16 protein-coding genes and 1 pseudogene are annotated in these 19726 nt (G+C 68.3%); 6 read left to right on the forward strand and 11 right to left on the reverse strand.

All coding sequences use genetic code 11. The features are described from left to right. Nucleotides 1-5 precede the first annotated feature (5 nt). The 7 genes from AC1DYD_RS14650 to AC1DYD_RS14680 all read right to left on the reverse strand — a co-directional run bounded on the left by AC1DYD_RS14650 (nt 6) and on the right by AC1DYD_RS14680 (nt 8397). Nucleotides 6-296: an acyl carrier protein gene (locus AC1DYD_RS14650; RefSeq protein WP_478173470.1), complete on the reverse strand. Its 291-nt coding sequence runs from the start codon at nt 294-296 to the stop codon at nt 6-8. Then, complete coding sequence (locus AC1DYD_RS14655) at nt 289-1482, reverse strand: dihydrolipoamide acetyltransferase family protein (RefSeq protein WP_478173471.1); 1194 nt, start codon at nt 1480-1482, stop codon at nt 289-291. Before AC1DYD_RS14655 ends, AC1DYD_RS14650 begins: the two co-directional genes overlap by 8 nt. Beyond that, complete coding sequence (locus tag AC1DYD_RS14660; RefSeq protein ID WP_478173486.1) at nt 1479-2450, reverse strand: alpha-ketoacid dehydrogenase subunit beta; 972 nt, start codon at nt 2448-2450, stop codon at nt 1479-1481. Before AC1DYD_RS14660 ends, AC1DYD_RS14655 begins: the two co-directional genes overlap by 4 nt. An 11-nt stretch (nt 2451-2461) precedes the next feature. Beyond that, a complete protein-coding gene (pdhA, locus tag AC1DYD_RS14665) occupies nt 2462-3475 on the reverse strand; it encodes a pyruvate dehydrogenase (acetyl-transferring) E1 component subunit alpha (RefSeq protein ID WP_478173472.1) in 1014 nt (337 codons plus the stop codon). Further along, nucleotides 3472-5250, reverse strand: coding sequence for an acetate--CoA ligase (gene acsA, locus AC1DYD_RS14670; protein ID WP_478173473.1), 1779 nt, complete (start codon nt 5248-5250; stop codon nt 3472-3474). The genes pdhA and acsA overlap by 4 nt, the downstream gene beginning before the upstream one ends. Nucleotides 5251-5319: 69 nt before the next feature. After that, a complete protein-coding gene (locus AC1DYD_RS14675) occupies nt 5320-8142 on the reverse strand; it encodes an AMP-binding protein (protein WP_478173474.1) in 2823 nt (940 codons plus the stop codon). Between the two features lie 15 nt (nt 8143-8157). Continuing rightward, the gene (locus AC1DYD_RS14680) at nt 8158-8397 is read right to left on the reverse strand and encodes a glycine zipper domain-containing protein (RefSeq protein WP_478173475.1); all 240 of its coding nucleotides are present in this window, start codon (nt 8395-8397) and stop codon (nt 8158-8160) included. A 202-nt stretch (nt 8398-8599) separates the two neighbouring features. On the opposite strand from AC1DYD_RS14680, the gene AC1DYD_RS14685 reads away from it, so the two are divergent. The 3 genes from AC1DYD_RS14685 (at nt 8600) to AC1DYD_RS14695 (ending at nt 12092) form a co-directional block, all read left to right on the forward strand. Next, nucleotides 8600-10588, forward strand: a complete 1989-nt coding sequence (locus AC1DYD_RS14685; RefSeq protein ID WP_478173476.1) for an erythromycin esterase family protein — start codon at nt 8600-8602, stop codon at nt 10586-10588. A 33-nt stretch (nt 10589-10621) separates the two neighbouring features. Further along, nucleotides 10622-11230 (forward strand): dienelactone hydrolase family protein, encoded by a 609-nt coding sequence (locus tag AC1DYD_RS14690; protein ID WP_478173487.1) that lies wholly within the window; start codon nt 10622-10624, stop codon nt 11228-11230. Nucleotides 11231-11558: 328 nt separating this feature from the next. Continuing rightward, complete coding sequence (locus AC1DYD_RS14695; protein WP_478173477.1) at nt 11559-12092, forward strand: CBS domain-containing protein; 534 nt, start codon at nt 11559-11561, stop codon at nt 12090-12092. Nucleotides 12093-12252: 160 nt separating this feature from the next. Here AC1DYD_RS14695 and AC1DYD_RS14700 read toward each other — a convergent pair whose 3' ends face one another. Beyond that, nucleotides 12253-12543 (reverse strand): hypothetical protein, encoded by a 291-nt coding sequence (locus tag AC1DYD_RS14700; RefSeq protein ID WP_478173478.1) that lies wholly within the window; start codon nt 12541-12543, stop codon nt 12253-12255. Between the two features lie 209 nt (nt 12544-12752). Here AC1DYD_RS14700 and ppsA point away from each other — a divergent pair, with 209 nt between their 5' ends. Together ppsA and AC1DYD_RS14710 are read left to right on the forward strand one after the other, a co-directional pair. Beyond that, nucleotides 12753-15203: a phosphoenolpyruvate synthase gene (gene ppsA / locus AC1DYD_RS14705; protein WP_478173479.1), complete on the forward strand. Its 2451-nt coding sequence runs from the start codon at nt 12753-12755 to the stop codon at nt 15201-15203. A 60-nt stretch (nt 15204-15263) separates the two neighbouring features. After that, entirely contained in the window at nt 15264-15968 is a 705-nt protein-coding gene (locus AC1DYD_RS14710) for a phosphoribosyltransferase (protein ID WP_478173480.1), read from the forward strand. Between the two features lie 28 nt (nt 15969-15996). On the opposite strand, the pseudogene AC1DYD_RS14715 reads toward AC1DYD_RS14710, so the two are convergent. Together AC1DYD_RS14715 and AC1DYD_RS14720 are read right to left on the reverse strand one after the other, a co-directional pair. Next, nucleotides 15997-16151: pseudogene (locus tag AC1DYD_RS14715) on the reverse strand (thiolase family protein); the annotation flags it as partial. A gap of 204 nt (nt 16152-16355) precedes the next feature. Beyond that, complete coding sequence (locus AC1DYD_RS14720) at nt 16356-18668, reverse strand: FAD-dependent oxidoreductase (RefSeq protein WP_478173481.1); 2313 nt, start codon at nt 18666-18668, stop codon at nt 16356-16358. Between the two features lie 182 nt (nt 18669-18850). Here AC1DYD_RS14720 and AC1DYD_RS14725 point away from each other — a divergent pair, with 182 nt between their 5' ends. Next, nucleotides 18851-19291, forward strand: coding sequence for a host attachment protein (locus AC1DYD_RS14725; protein WP_478173482.1), 441 nt, complete (start codon nt 18851-18853; stop codon nt 19289-19291). Between the two features lie 133 nt (nt 19292-19424). Here AC1DYD_RS14725 and AC1DYD_RS14730 read toward each other — a convergent pair. Beyond that, nucleotides 19425-19726, reverse strand: a 302-nt coding sequence (locus tag AC1DYD_RS14730; protein WP_478173483.1) for a cytochrome C, incomplete at its 5' end; no start/stop codon positions are given.

Genomic DNA, 19726 nt, shown 5'->3' on the forward strand with positions numbered 1-19726 from the left:
CAGCGCTAAGGCGTTGGGTGGGGGCCTTCTCTCACAGGGGCCGCGATCCTGTGTCGAGCCTCGATGTAGTCGAGCACATCAGCGAGCGAGACCAGGCGGCCATAGTCGGTCTCCGGAACGTCGACGCCCAATCGGGCGTTCAGGGCCACCAGAAAGTTGAGCCAATCCATCGAGTCCAGATCGACCTGACGGCGCAGTGCGCGCTGCCAATCGATGGTCGTGGGATCGATCTCGGGGGCGATCGAACGCAAGAGTTCGAGCACGGTGTCGGCAAGCGCACGGCGATCATCATCCATGTGGCTTCTCCCTCTTCGGAATCGGCACGTCGCCCTCCGCCGCAAGGTCCTGCGGCTGCTGAAGCAGCTCGCGCAGCTCGGCAAGGAACAGCGCCCCGCGATGGCCGTCCGAAGCCCGGTGGTCGGCGGCCAGCGTGGCGCGAACGACGGGCACGAGGCGGATGGCGCCGTCCTGCGCCCAGGGCCGCATCGCGATGCGACCGAGACCGACGATGGCCACCTGCGGCGGATAGATCACGCCGAACACGGTGTCCACGCCCTGGTCGCCCAGATTCGTGACGGTGATCGTCGGATCGGACATCTCGGAACTGCGCAGCGATCCGGAACGGGCACGCTTCACCAAGTCGTCGAGGTCGTGCATCAACTGGTTCAGTGATTTGCTGCCGACATCATGGATGGCCGGGGCCACCAGCCCGCCGCCGCGCAGCGAGATCGCCACGCCCGCATGCACCGCGGCGGCCGGCATGAACGCGCCCTCGCGATGGAAGCCGTTCAGCTCGGGCGTTCGCCGCAGGGCGGCGGCCACCGCCTTGAGCATCAGCACGGCTGGAAGCATGCGCTCGGCGACGGCCACACCCTCGTTGCGCTGCCGCAGCCAGGCCAATGCGCGCTCCATCGGAATCGGCTCCGACAGGTAGTAGTGCGGAATCTCGCGCTTGGATCGGCTCATGGCCGCGGCGATCGCCTTGCGCATCCCTTGGCTGCGATCGACAAGCGATGCGGCAGGTGCAGCCGTGGCTGAGCCGGCCTCGCGCGAACGCGCCGCGGCCTCGATGTCGGCCAGCGTGACCGATCCCTGGGCCCCGGTGCCTGTCACTGCATCGGCGACGATGCCCAGCTCTTGCGCCCGCTTGCGGGCCGCCGGAGACACCGGGCGGCGCGATGCGGCGGCGGAGGCCGCTGCGGGCTTCGATGGCGGCGTGGCAGCCCTTGGCGCGCCCGCTGCTTCGCCGGGCTCCAGCAGCAAGGCCATCACGGTACCGACGGGAATCTTCTGGCCGGGTTCCACCAGCAACTCGGCCACCACGCCCTCCTGCCAGCTCTCGACATCGACGGCAGCCTTGGTCGTGTCGACCACGGCCACCACCTGCCCGCGCTGCACGCGGTCGCCCGGCTGCACGTTCCATTGCAGCAGCGTGCCTTCGTCCATGTCTGCGCCCAGCGACGGCAATTCGAATCGAATCACGGCGTGCGCCCCATCAAGGTCCTGACCGCCGCGACGATCTTCGCCGGCTGTGGCAAGGCGGCCTCCTCGAGATGCTGCGCATAGGGGATCGGCACTTCCTCGCTGCACACGCGCGCCGGTGGCGCGTCGAGGTCGAAGAAGGCCTGTTCGCCGATGCGCGCCATCAGCTCGGCGGCCAGGCTGCCCGAACGCCACCCCTCGTCGACGATCACCGCGCGCCGGCATTTGCGTACCGAGGACATCACGGTCGCATCGTCGAGCGGCCGCAATACCCGCAGGTCGATCACTTCGGCGACGATGCCTTCGAGGCTCAGCGCCTCGGCTGCCAGCATCGCCTTGGAAAGAGATCCGCCGTAGGCGATCAGGCTGACGTCGGTGCCGGCGCGACGCACCTTGGCACTGCAGATGTCGACGTCGCAGGCGTCGTCGCACTCGCCCTCCATGTTGTAGAGCTGCACGTGCTCGAAGAGCAGCACCGGGTCCGGATCGGCGAGCGCCGCGGCGAGCATGCCGCGAGCGTCCTCGACCGTGGCGGGCGCGACGATGCGGATGCCGGGCACGTGCGCGTACCAGCCTTCGAAGCTGTGCGAGTGCTGCGCCGCCACCTGGCGGCCCGCGCCGGTGGCCATGCGAATCACCAGCGGCACCGAGAACTGCCCGCCCGACATGTGGTGCATCAGCGCGGCGCCGTTGACGATGGGATCGAGCGCCAGCAAGCTGAAGTTGACCGTCATCACCTCGACGATCGGCCGCATGCCGCCCAGCGCCGCGCCGACCCCGGCGCCGACAAAGGCAAGCTCGGACAAGGGCGTGTCGCGCACGCGCTCGGGTCCGAACTCCTCGAGCAGGCCTTTCGATACCGCGTAGGTGCCGCCATAGCGGCCCACATCCTCGCCCATCAGGAAGACCCGCGGGTCCTGTCGCAGCGCTTCGCGCAGGCCCTCGGCCAGCGCTTGGCGATAGCTCATCGTGCGGCGCGTCACGCAGGCTCCTTGCGCGTGAGCACGTCGTCCAGGAGGTTCTCCACCGGCTCCCAGCTGCCCGCCTCGGCGAACGCGACGGCTTCGTCCACTTCCGCCTGCGCCCTCGCCTCGATGGTCTTGAACTCGTCCTCGGTGAGACTGGCCTGCGCTTTCAGGCGTGCCGTGTAGGTATGGATCGGGCCACGGGTCTTCCAGGCCTCGACCTCGCTCTTGCTTCGATACAGCTCGGCATCGAACATCGAATGGGCGCGGAAGCGGTAGGTCCGGAACTCGATGAACATCGGCCCGCCGCCGTCACGCACCTCGGGCGCGGCACGTTTCGCAGCCTCGTGGACAGCTACGATGTCCATGCCGTCGACGGCGATGGCCCGCATCCCGTACGAGCTCGCCTTGACGCACAGGTCGGTCTGCGACTCGGAGCGCGCCAGCGCCGTGCCCATCGCGTACAGGTTGTTCTCGCAGCAGAAGAGCACGGGCAACCGCCACAAGGCCGCGAGGTTCATCGACTCGTGGAAGGCGCCTTCCGCGATCGCCCCTTCGCCCATGAAGCAGGCGGTCAATGCGCTGCGCCCCGAGAGCTTGTCGGCGAGGGCCAGCCCGACCGCCAGGGGCAGTCCGGCGCCGACGATCGCCTGGCCCCCGAAGAAGCGGGTCGCCCGGTCGAACAGGTGCATCGAGCCGCCGCGACCGCGCGAACAGCCTTCCTGCTTGCCGTACATCTCCGCCATGATCGCGCCCATGCCGACGCCGCGCAGCAAAGCATGGCCATGCTCGCGATAGGTCGCGACGATGTTGTCATCGGCCGCGAAGGCATGCATCGCACCGGTGGCCACGGCTTCCTCGCCGATGTAGAGATGCAGGAAACCCCGGATCTTCTGTCTGCCGTACAGCTCGGCACACTTCTCTTCCATGCGCCGGATGCGCAGCATGTCGGCCAGCATCGTCAGTGCGAAGACCTTGTCCCAGGGCACGGGGCCGGTGGGCGGCGGCGGTACATCCGTGTCGTTCATGCGCCGCCCTCCAGCGTGGAGGTGTCTCCCTCGGGCAGCCCGAGTTCGCGGGCCTTGAGCAGGCGCCGCATGATCTTGCCGCTGCGGGTCCGCGGCAGGGACGCGAGGAAGTCGATCTCCTTGGGCGCGACGGCCGCGCCGAGGCGCTTGCGCGCGTGCGCGAGGATGTCCGTGCGCAGCGCCTCGCCGGGCGCATGACCGGCTTTGAGCGAGACGAAGGCCTTGACCCTCTCGCCGAGCAATGCGTCGGGCTTGCCGATCACGGCGGCCTCCGCGACCGCCGCGTGCTCCATCAGGGCGCTCTCGACCTCGAACGGGCCGATCAGATGGCCGGCGGACTTGATGACGTCATCGGCGCGGCTGACGAACCAGAAGTAGCCGTCGGCATCGCACCGGGCCAGGTCACCCGTGAGATAGAAGCCGCCGGCAAAGCACCGCCGATAGCGGGCCTCGTTGTTCAGGTAGCCGCGAAACATCGATGGCCAGCCGGCGCGCAGGGCCAGCTCGCCTTCGACGTCCGGCTGTTCGACGACCCGCACCCTGGGCGCCTCGCCCTCGGCCTCCAGGTGCTCGACGATGCGGGCTTCGATGCCGGGCAGCGCGCGGCCCATCGAGCCCGGCTTGATGTCGAAGGCCGGGGTGTTGGCGATCATGATGCCGCCGGTCTCGGTCTGCCACCAGTTGTCGTGGATGGGCAGGCCCAGCGCCTCCTTGCCCCACCAGACGGCCGCCGGATTGAGCGGCTCGCCGACGCTGGCCACGAAGCGCAGCTCCGGATAGCTGCGCCGCCGCGCCTGCGCCACACCGGCCTTCATCAGCATGCGGATCGCGGTCGGGGCCGTGTACCAGACGCTGATGCGTTCCGCTTCCAGCAAGCCGTACCAGCGCTCGGCGTCGAACTCCTCGACATCGACCAGCGAGGTCACGCCCAGCAGCAGCGGCGCGAGGATGCCGTACGAGGTTCCGGTCACCCAGCCGGGATCGGCGGTGCACCAGTAGCGGTCCTGCGGATGCAGGTCGAGCGCGTAGCGCGCGGTGGCGTGGTGGGCGACCACCGCGCCATGCACGTGCAGTGCGCCCTTCGGCGCGCCGGTGGTGCCGCTGGTGAAGTGCAGCAGCGCAGGATCGTCCGGCGAGGTCGCCACGGTGCTGAAGTCGCCGGAGGCCGATGCCATCAGCGTGGCGAGATCGAGCGTGCCGGGCTCCGCGGTGGTGCCGCCATCCTCCGCGACCAGCAGGATGTGGCGCAGCGACGGCAGCTGACCGCGGCACTGCCGCACCTTGCGCCGGTACAGTTCGTCGGTGGTCACGAGCACCTGCCCGCTGCCGATACCGATGCGCGTTGCAATCGGCTCCGGGCCGAAGGCCGAGAAGAGAGGCGTCACCACGCTGCCATTCTTCAAGGCGCCGAGCACCGCGACGTAGAGTTCGGGAATGCGCCCCGCGAGCACGAACATGCGGTCGCCCTTGCCGACGCCGAGCTGGCGCAGCACATTGGCGAAGCGGTTGGTCCGGCGCGCGAGTTCGCCGTAGCTGAGGTCCAGCGGCGCCGCGCCGCGCGATACGAATCGCAGGGCAGTCCGGTCCTTCAACGGGCCGGCTGCATGCCGGTCGACGGCCTCGAAGCCCATGTTGAGACCGCCACCGGGAAGGCCCTGCAAGGCGGCGCGGGCCGCATCCCAGCTGAAGGCTCGGCATTCGGACTCGTAGTCGACCAGGTTGGGCGGCAGACGGCGATCCCGGGCGGTCTTGCGGATGAGGGCAGGTCCTTCCATGGCGGCTCCTGGCGCGCAGTCTGCGCGGCGGCTTCGGCCGCCCCCTTGCGCCAGATCAACAATCGCGGCTCATCCCGCGGTCACGGGCTCCGCACAGCCCCGGGCGATCTGCTCGCGCGCCCGGTCGCGCAGACGCACCGCGTCCGACCAGCTGTCTCCCTCGGCGCCCAATGGCTCGTGCACCCGAACCGAGATCGGGCTGCGGCGCGGCCACCACGATCCATCGCGCAACACCGATCGCGTGCCACGCAGGCTGACCGGCACGACCTTGACGCCCGCCTGCGTCGCGGCGACGAAGGCGCCCAAGTGGAACGGGCGCAGGCCGGGCGCTCGGGCGAGCGTGCCTTCCGGGAAATACACCAGGCTTTCGCCCTCCTTGGCCGCCTGCACCAGGTGCCTGGCGTCCTCGACGCTGGCGTGCACGTCATCGCGCTCGACGAAGCGCACACCCATGCGCTCGAGCATCCACTTCAAGGGCGCCGACTGTGCGAGCTCTCGCTTCGCCACCAGGCATGCCCGGGCCGGCAGGACCGCGGTGAGCAGCAGCCAGTCGAGGTAGCTGGCATGGTTGGACACGATGATCCAGGGTCCGCCTTCCAGGGTCGCCGAGCCCTCGACATGGATCGGCAATCCGCAGACTCGCAAGCCGACCCGCGCGATGGCACGCGCGATCCGCTTGCGCAGCGCCTGTGCGGGCAGCAGCGCCGCGGCTGCCGCCAGCGCGGCCCCGACTCCGAACACCGCCCACAGCCAGCCGGCGAAGAGCGCGGACGCAACCTGCCGCACCGGTTCGCGCACGCGCCGCTGCAAGGCGTCGAGCCACAGCTTCGCCAGCTGCCACGCGACGCCGGGCCGCGACTGGCCAAGCTTGCCCTGCTCATACAGGCTGCGGCACGCCGCCCGCCGGATCTTGCCGCTGGAAGTCTTGAGGACCGCGTGCGGCGGGGCCAGCACGATGTCGTCGGCAGGCAGGCCCAGCACCTCGATCGTCAGTTGCGCGATCCGGTCGCGCAACCCTGCCCGGGCCGCCGGCGCCTCCAGGCGGGTCTCCGCCAGCACGATGACGCGCTCGCTGCGGCTGTGTGGATCGGTGGCCCCGAACACCGCGACGCAGCCGCGCCGGACACCCGGCAACGCACTGACGACTTCCTCGAGGTCATAGGGATGGATGTTGTGGCCGCCCCGGATGATCAGGTCCTTCACCCGGCTGGTGAGGAAGATCTCGCCATCCACGACATAGCCGACGTCGCCCGAGTCGAGCCAATCGCCTTTGAACAACGCCTTGTTGCCCTCGGGATTGCGAAAGTAGCCGGTCGTGGCCGAAGGCCCACGGAACTCGATCCGGCCCTCCTGCCTGTCGGGCAGCTCCGCGCCGTGCCCGTCCACGACGCGCAACTCGTGGCCAGCCAGGGGCATGCCGCAGCCGACCACGCGCATCGCGTCCGGCCGCTCGGTGTCGACCGGCTCGGCGCGCCCGTCGTCATGCAGCGCCCGCCGATCGATGAGGTCGATCCTGGGCCCGCGGCCCAGCGGCGGAAAGGCCAGGCCGACTCCGCTTTCGGCGAGGCCGTAGACGGGCATCATCGCGCGCCGGTCGAAGCCGAATCGTTCGAAGCGTTCGCGGAACAACGCCAGCGTCGTCGCGTGCACCGGCTCGGAGCCGTTCATCGCGGCTCGCCAATGGCTCAGGTCCAGGCCCTGCAGCTCGTCGTCCGGCACCTTCGTCGCGAGGATCTCGTACGCGAAGTTCGGCGCCGCGCTCAGCGTCGCGCGGTGCTCGCTGATCGCGCGCAACCAGCGCGACGGCCGACCGAGGAAGGCCTGCGGTGACATCAGCACCAGCGGCGCGCCGTGGTAGAGGCTGCCCAGCCAGGCGCCGATCAGGCCCATGTCGTGGTACAGCGGCAGCCAGCTCACGAAGACGTCGCCGGGCCCCGCCTTCACGGCCTGCCCCATGGCCCGGATGTTGGCCAGGAGATTGGCATGCGTCAGCACGACGCCCTTGGGTTGGCCGGTGCTGCCCGACGTGTACTGGATCAGGGCCGTGTCCTGGGCGCCGCGCACCACGGGGCGCCACGAGCCGCCCGGCGCGCGCAGTCGGTCCACGGTCAGCACCGCGCGCAGGTCGGGAGCGCCCGCTCGCAGGATGCGGGCCGCCGGCAGCGCCTGCTCGTCGCTGATCAACAGCACCGCCTGCGCGTTGGCCAGGATGTGTGCCTGGCGACGCAGGTGATCCTCGATCTGCGAGGCGCGAAACGGGGGGTAGATCGGGACCGGGACGCCGCCCGCCAGCAAGATGCCCATGAAGCACTCCAGGAACGCCAGGCTGGTGGGCAACATCAGCGCAACCGCCTCGCCGGGCGCAACGCCCTCGCGCTGCAGCGCCGCAGCCATCGCACGTGCGTGCTCCAGCAATGCGGTGTGGTCGAGTTCCTGCGGCGCCTGGTCGTCTCGCAACAGCAGGGCATGGCGCCGCGCGCCGGCCCTGTCGGCATGCCATTGCAGGACATCCAGCAGTGTCTGCGCTCGGTACGGAATATCGGCAGCGCCGGTTTCGAGCGGCTGCCAGCCAGCCGCGGCGGGCTTGGCAGGCCGGGTGCTGCCGCGCGGTGGGGCCGCGGCCAGCGCGCGCAGCAGGTCGCGCGGCGTCTGCGCGGCCTCCATCGCGCCTTCGGGCATGCGCACGTCGAACGCCTGCTCGAGCCGCAGCATCAGTTCCATTCGCGCCAGGCTGTCGATGCCGAGCGTGCGCTGCAGGTCATCGTCCAGATGGGGTGGCGCCGCCTCGTCGCCGCGCAGTTCATGCAGCAGCGCCTGGATCACCGACGTCAAGCGCGCCGGTGTCACCTCGGGTCTGGCCGACGCGGCCGGCCTGACGGCAGTGTCCGACACGCGAAAAAAAACGCCTCAGCGTCGCGTGGCGAGGAAGCCGATGACGAGGCCCGCGGCCGCCGCGATGCCGATGGCGCTGTAGGGGTGATGGTGCACGACCTGGTCGGTGCTTCGCGCCGCATCGCGTGCCTTGTGCAGCGCATCGCCCTGCAGGTCGTCGAGCAGCGCACGAAGCTTGTGAAGGGTCTCGCTCATCACCGCTGAAGAGCCGACTTTCTGCTCCGGCGCCCCGAGGTTCTGCGTCGTATCGTTCATGGATCGGCCTTTCGTGGATGGACTACCGGTTGAAGGATGCTTTCATCGTAGGCACGACGACATCGGGGCCCTTGACCTGCATCAAGGCGCAAAGCCCCTCCTCTTGCGCGTCCCGGCGCCGTGCGACGTGGCAGGCGTTTGAGCCAGCGCAAACCAGCGCTTGAAGTCCGGAATCAAACTGTTCGAGGCAGCAGGAGACATCTTGTCGAACATCGACTTCGGGCGGCTTCGCGTCGCCATGGTGGAGGATCAGATTGCAGGCCGGGGCGTGCGCGCCAAAGAGGTGCTCGAGGCGATGCGCGCAGTGCCTCGCGAGGTCTTCCTGCCTGCGCCGCTGCAGGAGTTCGCCTACGAGGACGCTGCGCTGAAGCTCGACGGGGAGCGAACCCTCCCTCAGCCCTATCTCGTCGCGCTCATGGCCGAGGCGCTGTCGATCGGGGGGCATGCGAGGGTCCTCGAGGTCGGCACCGGATCGGGTTACGCGACGGCCGTGCTCTGCCGGCTCGCCTCCAGGGTCTACAGCGTCGAATCGAACGCCGCATTGGCGGCGAAGGCGGCGGCCATCCTGCACAGCCTGCGATGTCCGCACGTGCAGATCGTGCACGCCGACGCCAATCGGGGTTTGCCGGAGCATGGGCCCTTCGACGCGATCTTCGTGAATCCGGACGGTGCGGAATTCATCGGGGCGCTGAAGCCCCAGCTTGCGATCGGTGGACGCATGGTGGTATCGGCTGGCACCGATCCGGCCGTTCGGGAACTGATTCGCTTGACGCGCACAGGGCCCGACCTCTACGCGGTCGAGGACATCGCGGATGTCAGGATCGCACCGCTGGACAGGGATGCCGTGCGGTTTCGGACCCGTGAGGAAAGGCAGCCCCCGGCCGGATCGGCGGACGCGCGCCTGGCGGAGGCCATTGCGGGCGCGTGTGAGCGGTTCGAGACGGTTGAATCCGCGGAACTGGCGCCTTTGCTCGATCGCATCGGCGACGCCCGCGTCGTGCTGCTCGGCGAGGCGACCCACGGCAGCTCGGAGTTCTATCGGATGCGCGAGCGCATTTCGCGCGAACTGATCGAAGGCAAGCACTTCGACTTCATCGCCATCGAGGCCGACTGGCCGGATGCGGCCCGCATCGACCGCTACGTGCGCCATGCCGGTCACCGCCCTTCGCGATGGTCGGCCTTCGCCCGGTTCCCGGCGTGGATGTGGCGCAACCAAGAAGTCCGCACTTTTGTCGAATGGCTTCGCGCCCGCAATGCCGGGCTCGCCGAGGGCGACCGGGTCTCATTCCATGGCCTCGACCTCTACAGTCTCTACAACTCGATCCATTCGGTGGTCGGCTACCTGGAAGACGTCGATCCCCCCACGGCGGGAATTGCCCGCCGACGCTATGGATGCCTGACGCCTTGGCAGTCGGACCCGGCCAGCTACGGCCATGCGGCGCTGAACGACCGGTATCTCAGTTGCGAGCCCGAAGTGGTCGCGATGCTGGGCGACCTGCTGATCCGGGAGCAGCGCTACGCCTCGCAGGACGGCGAGCGCTTTCTCGACGCCGTGCAGAACGCCCGCCTCGTCGCCAATGCGGAGCGCTACTACCGCTCGATGTACTACGGCTCGCGCGCTTCCTGGAACCTGCGCGACAGCCACATGTTCGAGACCCTGCAGAGGCTGCTGGACTATCACGGACCGCAGAGCAAGGCCATCGTCTGGGCGCACAACTCGCACGTCGGCGATGCGAGGGCCACCGAGATGTCCCGGCGCGGCGAACACAACATCGGGCAGCTGTGCCGGGTCGAGTTCGGCGCCGGCGCCTGCCTGATCGGATTCGGGACGCACACCGGAACCGTCGCGGCCGCATCCGACTGGGACGGGCCGATGGAGGTCAAGCCGGTGCAGGCCTCGAAGGCCGGAAGCTACGAGCGCCTTTGCCATGAATCGAAGGTCGCGAACTTCATCCTGCCGCTGCGCGGTCCGGCGTCCGGGGAGGTGGTGGCAGGCTTGTCGCAGCCACGGCTGGAGCGTGCGATCGGCGTGCTCTACCGGCCCGAGACCGAACTGCAGAGCCACTACTTCCAGGCCGTGCTCACCCGGCAATTCGACGAGTACATCTGGCTGGACCAGACCCGCGCCGTCACGCCGCTCGGGACCGAGACGATCGAAGGCCTGCCGGACACCTACCCCTTCGGACTGTGACCAAGGAGGCCTCTCTTGCCGAACCTCATCCGGATGGCCATCGGCCCGAACAAGCTCGAAGGTGAACTGTGCCTGGTCGAGCCGCCGCGCGGCATCGTCGTCTTCGCGCACGGCAGCGGCAGCAGTCGCCGCAGCCGCCGCAACATCCAGGTCGCCCGCGCACTGCAGCGCAGGGGGCTGAGCACCCTGCTGTTCGACCTGCTCACCTCCGACGAGGCCGAGAACCGCGTCAACGTGTTCGACATTCCCTTGCTTGCGCAACGGGTGATGGACGCGCTCGATGCCTTGTCCTCCCACAACCGGCCCATCGGCCTGTTCGGTGCGAGCACGGGTGCGGGCGCCGCGCTGGTCGCCGCGGCGCAGCGCCCGGAGCTCGTGCAAGCCGTTGTCTCGCGCGGCGGGCGTCCCGATCTCGCCGGCGACGCCCTGGACGCGGTGCTGGCGCCGACCCTGCTCATCGTGGGCGGGTCGGACACCGAGGTCCTGGCGATGAATCGCGCGGCCCTCGGGCGCCTGCGCTGCGAAAAGTGTCTCGAGGTCGTGCCGCGCGCCACGCATCTCTTCGAGGAGGCAGGCGCCCTGGAGGTCGTCGCCGGGCTGGCCGGCGCATGGTTCGTCGAGCACCTTCATCCCATCGCTTGAAAGACACGGGTATTGCCTTGATCCAAGTCAAGCCCTTTCGCGCAAGCGCGACTACAGTGAACAAACCAATGGAGGCTTGGCGAAACACCCAGGTGCCGGAGGTGAAAAGTGAGGGTTCCCCCGCAGGGGAGTTCGCGGCATCAGCCCGATGTCGTGGAGTGAAGGCAACCTCAGACCGCTCGCGCGCCACGGCGCAAAGGTGGGGACCTTCACCGAGGCCCGCCGCTCCGCAAGGGATGGCGGGCCTTCTCTTTTCGGTTCGCCTCGTGCGCAGGGGGGGCGGGCGGCTTCGATGCGCATCAGTGTTCCATCGTTGAAGGAGATTCGAATGAACATCGGTTCCATCTGCACGCGGCGCCTGGTTGCCGTGGACAGCGCCAGCACCCTGGTCCAGGCCGCGGGCCTGATGCGCGATCAGCATGTCGGCGCGCTGATCGTCACCAGCCAAACGCCCGAAGGCGCCTGCGTGACTGGCATCGTCACCGACCGCGACCTGGTGGTCGATGTACTGGCGCGCGGCCTGAATGCCAACGGCATCCAGGTCGGCGAGCTGGCCAGCGACGAGCTCGCCAGCGTGCCCGAGGAGGCCGACGTCTCCGCCGCCATCGCCGTGATGGAATCCCATGGCGTCAGGCGCGCGCTGGTGATCGACAGTGCCAAGCATGTCACCGGCATCGTCTCGCTGGACGACCTGATGGACGAATGCGCCAAGGAGCTCGCCGGCCTGGCGAGGGTGATCCGCAGCGGGCTCCAGAGGGAAGTGGCAGAAACGAACACCGCCCCGCCCGCGCCGAAGCCCCTGCCCTTGCGCTTCCCCGTGACGGGCACGGCCGGCTGGAGCTCCGTCCCGGCGCCGCATTGACCGGCTTCATGACGCGGCCCGCATGGCGCTGGGCAGCGATGCGGATCTCGTCGTGCGAACCAGCCCCGTGCCGGTGCTGCTGGTCCGGCAGCATCCGGAGACCATCGACGCATCCGCGTGATCCTTGCTGTCAGACGAAGCGCTCGAGCCGCAAGCGCGCTCAAATGACGGCATCGATCGCCGGGAATGCCGGAAACGCGAAGTCGCCAACCTCCAGCATCACGGGTTTCACGGGGTCCTCGCGGTAGTGCCGCAGCGCCGCCGCCTCGATCGCATCGAAGTGACTCCGGCAGGCGTCGACGAGGCTGTCCCCGCCGCCGTGTGCTCCGAATACGTCGCGCAGGGCATCTTCCGATATCTCGGCCACGACGCGGAGGCCGGTTCTTCCCTCGGGGTAGATCGCGAACAGAACACACGCCCTATCGAAACAATAGATCGCATCGCTGCTCATGGCTCATCTCCTGCTACTCGACAACATCGGCCTGACGCCAACAAGCACTGTCATACCGACTCGGCGACAGGGTCTTGCTCCAGATCAACAGATCCGCATCGAGCCGCTGCGGCGAGCGGCTTGCGCGAGATCAAGATCGTTCGAGGGAGTCGGGCTTAGCGTCGAATCTGCTCGAGCGCAGTCGCGCTCTGGCACAAGGAGACACACACATGCCCCCCGACGCGATCCATATCCGCTGGTTCTCCGAACTCGGTGCGGATGATGTGCCGACGGTAGGAGGCAAGAGCGCATCGCTCGGGGAGTTGTTCAGCGCCTTGCACCCAGGCAGCGTTCGCGTACCCAACGGATTCGCGATCACCGCGGATGCGTACCGCCGCACGCTCGAGACTGCCGATGCGCTGCCGCGTCTCAAGGAAGCCCTGGCAGGCCTGGACGTCGAGAACGTCGACGATCTGGCCCGGCGGGCACGGCTTGCGCGCGAGATCGTCTATTCGGCGCCCTTGCCCGACGACGTGGTGCGCGAGATCCGCGCGGCCTATGCGCAACTGCGCACGGAGTACGGCGCCGACATGACGGTGGCCGTGCGCAGTTCCGCCACCGCCGAGGACCTCCCGACCGCCAGCTTCGCCGGGCAGCACGAGTCCTTCCTGAACATCTCCGGCGAGGCGCGCCTGCTGGACGCCGTTCGCCTCTGCTTCGCCAGCCTGTTCAAGGACCGCGCCATCGCCTACCGGGTCGACAACGGCTTCGACCACTTCAGGGTCCTTCAGTCCGTGTGCGTGATGCAGATGGTGCGTTCGGATCGCGCCGCCAGCGGGGTCATGTTCACGCTCGACACCGACAGCGGATTCCGGGATGTCGTCTTCATCACCGGCGCCTACGGGCTGGGCGAGAACGTCGTCCAGGGCACCGTGGACCCCGACGAGTTCTATGTCTTCAAGCCGACCCTGAAGCTCGGCCACCGCACCGTCCTGCGGCGCAAGCTCGGCAGCAAGGAGATGCGGCTGGTGTATTCGAAGGCGGCGGGCCGCGAGACGACCTGCAACCTGCCCACGCCCCCGGAAGACCAGGCGCGCTACTGCATCGGCGACGCCGACGTGCTGGCGCTGGCCGAGGCGGCGGTCGCGATCGAGGACCACTACAGTCGCCGCGCAGGGCAGCCGACTCCGATGGACATCGAATGGGCCAAGGACGGGGTCGACGGCCTGATTTACATCGTTCAGGCCCGTCCGGAGACGGTGGCATCGCAAAAGCCGCTGAATCGCGTCGACGAGTACCGCCTCGATGCACCGCCCCGGCCGCTGGTTGCCGGGCGGGCCGTCGGCTCGTCGATTGCGACCGGCAAGGCGCGCGTCGTCTCCGACGTGCTGGCGCTGGGGCAGTTCAAGCCCGGGGAGGTCCTGGTCGCCGACACCACGATGCCGGACTGGGGCACGGTCATGAAGATTGCGGCCGCGGTCGTCACCAACCGCGGCGGACGCACCTGCCATGCGGCCATCGTGGCGCGCGAACTGGGCATCCCAGCGGTCGTCGGCTGCGACGGTGCGACGGCCACGATCCGCACGGGCGACCAGATCACCGTGTCCTGCGCCGAGGGCGCCGAAGGCCACGTCTACCCGGGCGCGGTGCCGTTCGACAAGACGAGCGTCGAGCTGTCGGCGCTCGCACGCCCGCAGACGCATCTGATGGTCAATCTGGGCAATCCCGACAGCGCCTTCCAGACGGCCTTGCTGCCCAACGACGGCGTCGGCCTGGCACGGATGGAATTCATCGTCGCCGAGCACATCAAGGTCCATCCGATGGCCCTGGTGCATCCGGAGAAAGTGGACGATCCGGCGGTGCGCGCCGAGATCGCGCGGCTCACGCGATCCTTCGAGCGGCCAGCGGACTATTTCGTGCGCGAACTGTCCGAAGGCGTCGGCATGATCGCCGCGGCCTTCTTTCCGAAGCCGGTGATCGTCCGGATGTCCGATTTCAAGACCAACGAGTACGCCAGCCTCCTCGGCGGCAGCGGGTTCGAGCCGAAGGAGGAGAACCCGATGATCGGATTTCGGGGCGCCTCACGCTACACGCACCCGGCCTATGCGGAGGGCTTCGCGCTCGAATGCGCCGCCATGAAGCGGGTCCGTGAAGAAATGGGACTCGTGAACGTCAAGCTGATGATCCCGTTCTGTCGCCGCATCCAGGAGGCCGAGCGGGTGCTCGACGCGATGGCCGCCCACGGCCTGCGGCGCGGCGTCGACGGCCTGGAGATCTACGTGATGTGCGAGATCCCGAACAACGTGATCCAGATCGACGCCTTCGCCCGTCTCTTCGACGGCTTCTCGATCGGCTCCAACGACCTGACGCAGCTCGTGCTGGGGGTCGACCGCGACTCCCGCATCGTGGCCTTCGACTTCGACGAGCGCGACGACGGCGTGCAGGCCATGATCCGCGAGACCATCGAGGGCGCACGGCGCAACGGCCGCCACGTGGGCATCTGCGGCCAAGCGCCCTCGGACTACCCGGACGTCGCCGCACACCTGGTCGAGCTCGGCATCGATGCCATGAGCGTGACGCCGGACACGCTGCTCAAGATCACCCGCGGCGTCCTCGCCGTCGAAAAACGGTTGGGGCGCCTGCCCCGGGCGCAATGCGAAGCGACACGGCACACGGCCTGAAGTCCCTGCAGTGCGACCGGACAAGATTGAAGCCTCGAGAACATCCAGGAGCTTGACACCATGCGCTTCGCAGATCGACACGATGCCGCCGAAAGGCTCTCGCAGGCGTTGCAGTCATGGCGAGGCCACCACCCATTGATTCTGGCCATCCCTCGCGGCGCCCTCGAAATAGGCAATCTTCTTGCCCATCGGCTAGAAGGTGAACTCGACGTCGTTCTCGTCCGAAAGCTGAGGGCGCCATCGTCGCCGGAATTCGCCATCGGCTCGATCGACGAGAGTGGCTGGACGTATGTCGCTCCGTACGCTCGATCGGCTGGCGCGAGCAAGGCCTACATCGAAGAAGAAAAGCGCTGCCAGCTGGACCTCCTAAGGGACCGGCGCAGGCGGTATACGCCCGATCGGACTCCGATCGAGGCAGCAGGCCGCGTTGTCATCGTGGTCGATGATGGCCTTGCGACCGGCGCCACAATGATGGCCGCATTGCACGCAGTGCGTGCGCGCAAGCCTGCCAGGCTGGTCTGCGCAGTACCGGTCGCTTCCGCTGAAAGCCTGGACCTGGTGCGCCCCTTCGCCGATGAGCTCGTGTGCCTGCAGGTTCCTGAGGACTTTCAGGCGGTCGGACAGTTCTACCGATCGTTTGGACAAGTCGAGGACGAAGACGCGATCCGACTGCTGAGCGAGGCAAGCGCCCGATTTCGCCCACCGACGCAGTCTCCGTGTCACAGCGCGAAGGCCGTCTCGACTTCCACGAAGGGATTTCCGTGACAACCAACGCACAACGCCGAAGCGACGTAGCGGGGCCGTCGAAGACCAGCCGCGCCATCGGCTTGAGGAAGTTCTTCTCGGCCCATTGATGCTCGGCCACGAGCATCGCCGCGGCGCCCGAGTTCAGGCCCGGCGCGCTGCCGGCGGTGGGGTTCCGTCTGTCCGGAACGCGGGCTGCGGCCGGACCGAGGTCGGGGCAGGCACGTCCTTGAGGCTGCCACCGTAGGTTCCGATGGCAGTGCGCACGGGATGACAGAGAACAATGTCGCGCGAGGTCATGGGTCACTCCTGGATTCGATGTCCCCACAGCCTAGGCGCGCGACCGGCCGGGTGCCTTGATACCCTTCAAGCCGACGATGCGCGCTTGCGTTGCAGCCGGCCGATGGCTCAGCGTCGAAGCGGCGGCATTCGGCGCGCCGGCGGTCCCGAAGCTTCCAGCACCCGCATGGCCTGCGCGTGGCCGTCCATGACGTGGGCGCGGATCGAGGCCAGCGAAAAGTCGAAGTCGCGCGAGGCCGGCTCGTCGGCCGCGCCCTCGCGCACGATGCGCGTGATGTCGAGCGAAGCCTCGGCCCCCATCAGCTCCATATAGCGCGGCTGTTGCCGGACCTGCGCCGCCACGGCTGGCTCCACCCGATCGAGGATCTCCTCCACCAGCTTGCGAAAGTCGCTCACGATCGCCTCTTCGGTGCTGGTGCGGCGCACGCGCTCGGCGTAGGCGATCTCGTCGCGCCGCATGAAGACATCCATCATGTTCCGGGGCAGCGGCCTGTGGGTTGCGAACAAGTCAACGACGAAGATCCGCTTGCCCGACGCGCCACAACGCTCGACGACCAGCTCCAGTGGCGAGTTGCTGACGATGCCGCCGTCCCAGTAGTGCCGGCCCGCGATGGTGGTCCAGGGCAACCCGGGCGGAAGGCTGCCGCTGGCGACGACATGATCGGCCGTGAGTTCGTCCACGTAGCTGTCGAAGATCCTGAGTTCGGCGCTTTCGACATCCACGGCGCTCATCAGCAGGCGCACCGGGCTCGCATGCAGGGTGCTGAAGTCCACGTAGCGCCCGAGCAGCGCCTTGGCGGGAGCCGAATCGTAGAACGAGGTCCAGGTGACGGCGTCGAGCAACAGGTTGTTCGGCGGCATCCAGCGCGGCCGGAGAAAGCCCGGGATGCCCCACGCCATGGCCGATGCGGAGGACAGCAGCCGCCGCCCGCGCTCGTCAGGCAGCGCCGGCGTCATCATCGCGAGGTCGTGCCAGAACGCCTCCAGCGCCTGCGCGGCATGCTGCGGGTGAGACGCGATGATCGCGCCATTGAAGGCGCCGATCGACACGCCGGCAACGACGTCGGGGTGAATTCCCTTCTGCTCGAGCGCCTGCACGACGCCGCACTCGAAGGCGCCCATGGCACCGCCGCCTTGCAGGATCAGCACCGTCTGGCTCGGGATCCGCGTCAGTGAGAAGCTCGGATCGGCCAGCCTGGACCGAAAGCGGCCGATGTGGGTGCGATAGCGGATCAAGGCCCTGATCGCGTGCGTCTCGCTCGCGGGTCGCCCGGAGGTGAACAGTGCCCGCGGGACCTCGTCGCGCAGGTACATCAAGGCCCAGCTGCGGGCGTCGGGAGACCCGATCTCGAGGTGCTCGGTGGCGCCGTCGGGCAGGCCCAGGAACTGGAAGCTGGTGTCGAACACGTCACAGAAGAAGGTCGAGACTTCGTCGTAGGGCAGGCCCTGCCCCAGCATGTTCCTGGCCGCGAGCCTGCCCTGCTTGACGGCATTGTCCCAGTGCTCGACACGCCGGCGGACCCCGAAGACGGGATCGGGGAACGCGGCCACGTCGCCGGCCGCGAAGACGTCGGGATCGCTCGTGCGCAGGTGGTCGTCGACGACGATGCCGTCGCCCGTCAGGATGCCGCTGCCGGCAAGGAAGTCGATGTCCGGCGTCACGCCGATGCCGGCGACGACGAAGTCGCAGTGCAGCCGACGGCCGTCGGAGGTTCGCACCGCCTCGACCTGCTTGCCGCCCTCCAGCGCCACCACCCCGGCGGCCAGCACTTCGACGCCGTGCTTCGCATGGCGCTCGCGGAGGAAACGGCTGATGGCGGGCGCCCGGAGCGAGGTCAGGACCTCGCCCTGCGGCGCCAGCAGCGTGACATGGAGACCCTTCTGCTTCAATGCCGCGGACACCTCCATGCCGATGAAGCTCGCCCCGATCACCACGACCCGGTGGCCCTTTCGAGCCGCCGCGTGGATGGCCAGGGCGTCCTCGATGTTGCGCAGGTAGTGAATGCCCGGCAACTCCGCGCCGGGCACGGCCAGGTGCACCGGCCTGGCGCCGGTGGCGATCAGCAGCTTGCCGTAGCGCAGGGCGCCCGCAGGGTCGGTGAGGACGAGGTGATCGCGCGGCTGCAATGCGATCGCCCTCGTCCCGCGCAGCACCTTAATGCTATGGGCAAGGCAGTCGGCCTCCTTCAGCACCAGGGGCGGCTCGCGCGGCCCGTCGGATAGGAGAATGCGCTTCGACAACGGGGGCCGGTGGTAGGGAAGCCGGCTCTCCGCGCCCACGATGACGACGGAGCCCTTGGCCCCCTCGATGCGCAGCGCCTCGGCCGCGGTCGCGCTGGCCAGGCCGCCGCCGACCAGCAGGAAATCGACCTCCCTCGCGGCATGGTGGATCTCCACCGGGAGTTCATTGAAGGCCGGCATGCAGGCAATGCTAGGGATCACGGTCCGAGCCCGCTTGATCTGAGTCAAGGCATCCGGCGGAGTGCAACTGCCGCGCTGCCGGCAAACGATCGCAGCCAAGCTTTTGCGCCCCTTTTTGCGCTGGCGCAAACTCCTGGTGCAGGGGGACGCGCACCATGAAATTTCGTTGACGGAGAATTGAGATGAAGCAGCAGTGGGTCCTTGTTGCCAATGCGTCGCTGGCGCGGATCTTCAGCCGCGAGTTTCCATTGGCCTCGTTGGTGCCGTTGGAGACCCTGACCCATGAGGAGAGTCGAATGCGGCGCAGCGAACTGGGAACGGATCGGCCCGGCCGGGAAGCCACGGACAACAGCTACGGCGCCGTGCGCTACGAGCCCCGCACCGACGCCCGGCGCAAGGAGCTTCATCATTTCGCCTGCGAAGTGGCCGACCGACTGGAGCAGGGGCTCGCAGCCCGCAAGTTCGAATCCCTCGAGGTCTGCGCATCGAACCCCTTCCTCGGTGAACTCCGGGCCCGGCTCAGCGATCCGGTGCAGAAGAAGATCAGCCTGGAGTTCAACGCCGACCTGACCTCGTTGGGGCTGGTCGAGATCGAAAGGCGCCTGAAGGAGGCGCGGCCCTAGCCATCCAGCGGCGCTCCAGCGCTCCCACGCCTCGATCGCGCGGGTGAAGTCCGCCAGCGTCACGGCGTCGCCGTTGCGCCGCGTGGCGACCAGGGCCGCTAGATGCGGCTGCGCCCACTTCTTCATGTCGCGATCAGGGCCGCGCGCCGCCGGCCGGCACCAGAACCACCGGTGGGCCCGAGGGCGACTTGAATCCATAGAAGCGCTCGTTGAGGTGGCGCGTGACGGCAACGATGTCCTCTTCGCTCCAGTTCAGCGCGCCCGCGGCCTGCCAGCGTGCCACCTGCGCCTGCAGGCTGTTCCAGTCGGTCGCCAACCTGCGGTCACGCCAATGCACCTGCGTCGTGTGGCAGGCGATGCAGTGCGTCGTGTACAGAAGTTCGCCGCGTGTCTGGGCACCGGCCACGGGGCCGAACACGCTTGCCGCGACCAGCA

This window comes from Variovorax sp. P4_B11, from assembly GCF_056402355.1.

Excerpts from the sequence above, each read along its gene's own strand:
- AC1DYD_RS14650 (WP_478173470.1), bottom strand. The coding sequence starts at position 296 with ATGGATGATGATCGCCGTGCGCTTGCCGACACCGTGCTCGAACTCTTG.
- AC1DYD_RS14660 (WP_478173486.1), bottom strand. The coding sequence starts at position 2,450 with ATGAGCTATCGCCAAGCGCTGGCCGAGGGCCTGCGCGAAGCGCTGCGA.
- pdhA (WP_478173472.1), bottom strand. The coding sequence starts at position 3,475 with ATGAACGACACGGATGTACCGCCGCCGCCCACCGGCCCCGTGCCCTGG.
- acsA (WP_478173473.1), bottom strand. The coding sequence starts at position 5,250 with ATGGAAGGACCTGCCCTCATCCGCAAGACCGCCCGGGATCGCCGTCTG.
- AC1DYD_RS14680 (WP_478173475.1), bottom strand. The coding sequence starts at position 8,397 with ATGAACGATACGACGCAGAACCTCGGGGCGCCGGAGCAGAAAGTCGGC.
- AC1DYD_RS14690 (WP_478173487.1), top strand. The coding sequence starts at position 10,622 with ATGGCCATCGGCCCGAACAAGCTCGAAGGTGAACTGTGCCTGGTCGAG.
- AC1DYD_RS14695 (WP_478173477.1), top strand. The coding sequence starts at position 11,559 with ATGAACATCGGTTCCATCTGCACGCGGCGCCTGGTTGCCGTGGACAGC.
- AC1DYD_RS14700 (WP_478173478.1), bottom strand. The coding sequence starts at position 12,543 with ATGAGCAGCGATGCGATCTATTGTTTCGATAGGGCGTGTGTTCTGTTC.
- ppsA (WP_478173479.1), top strand. The coding sequence starts at position 12,753 with ATGCCCCCCGACGCGATCCATATCCGCTGGTTCTCCGAACTCGGTGCG.
- AC1DYD_RS14710 (WP_478173480.1), top strand. The coding sequence starts at position 15,264 with ATGCGCTTCGCAGATCGACACGATGCCGCCGAAAGGCTCTCGCAGGCG.
- AC1DYD_RS14720 (WP_478173481.1), bottom strand. The coding sequence starts at position 18,668 with ATGCCGGCCTTCAATGAACTCCCGGTGGAGATCCACCATGCCGCGAGG.
- AC1DYD_RS14725 (WP_478173482.1), top strand. The coding sequence starts at position 18,851 with ATGAAGCAGCAGTGGGTCCTTGTTGCCAATGCGTCGCTGGCGCGGATC.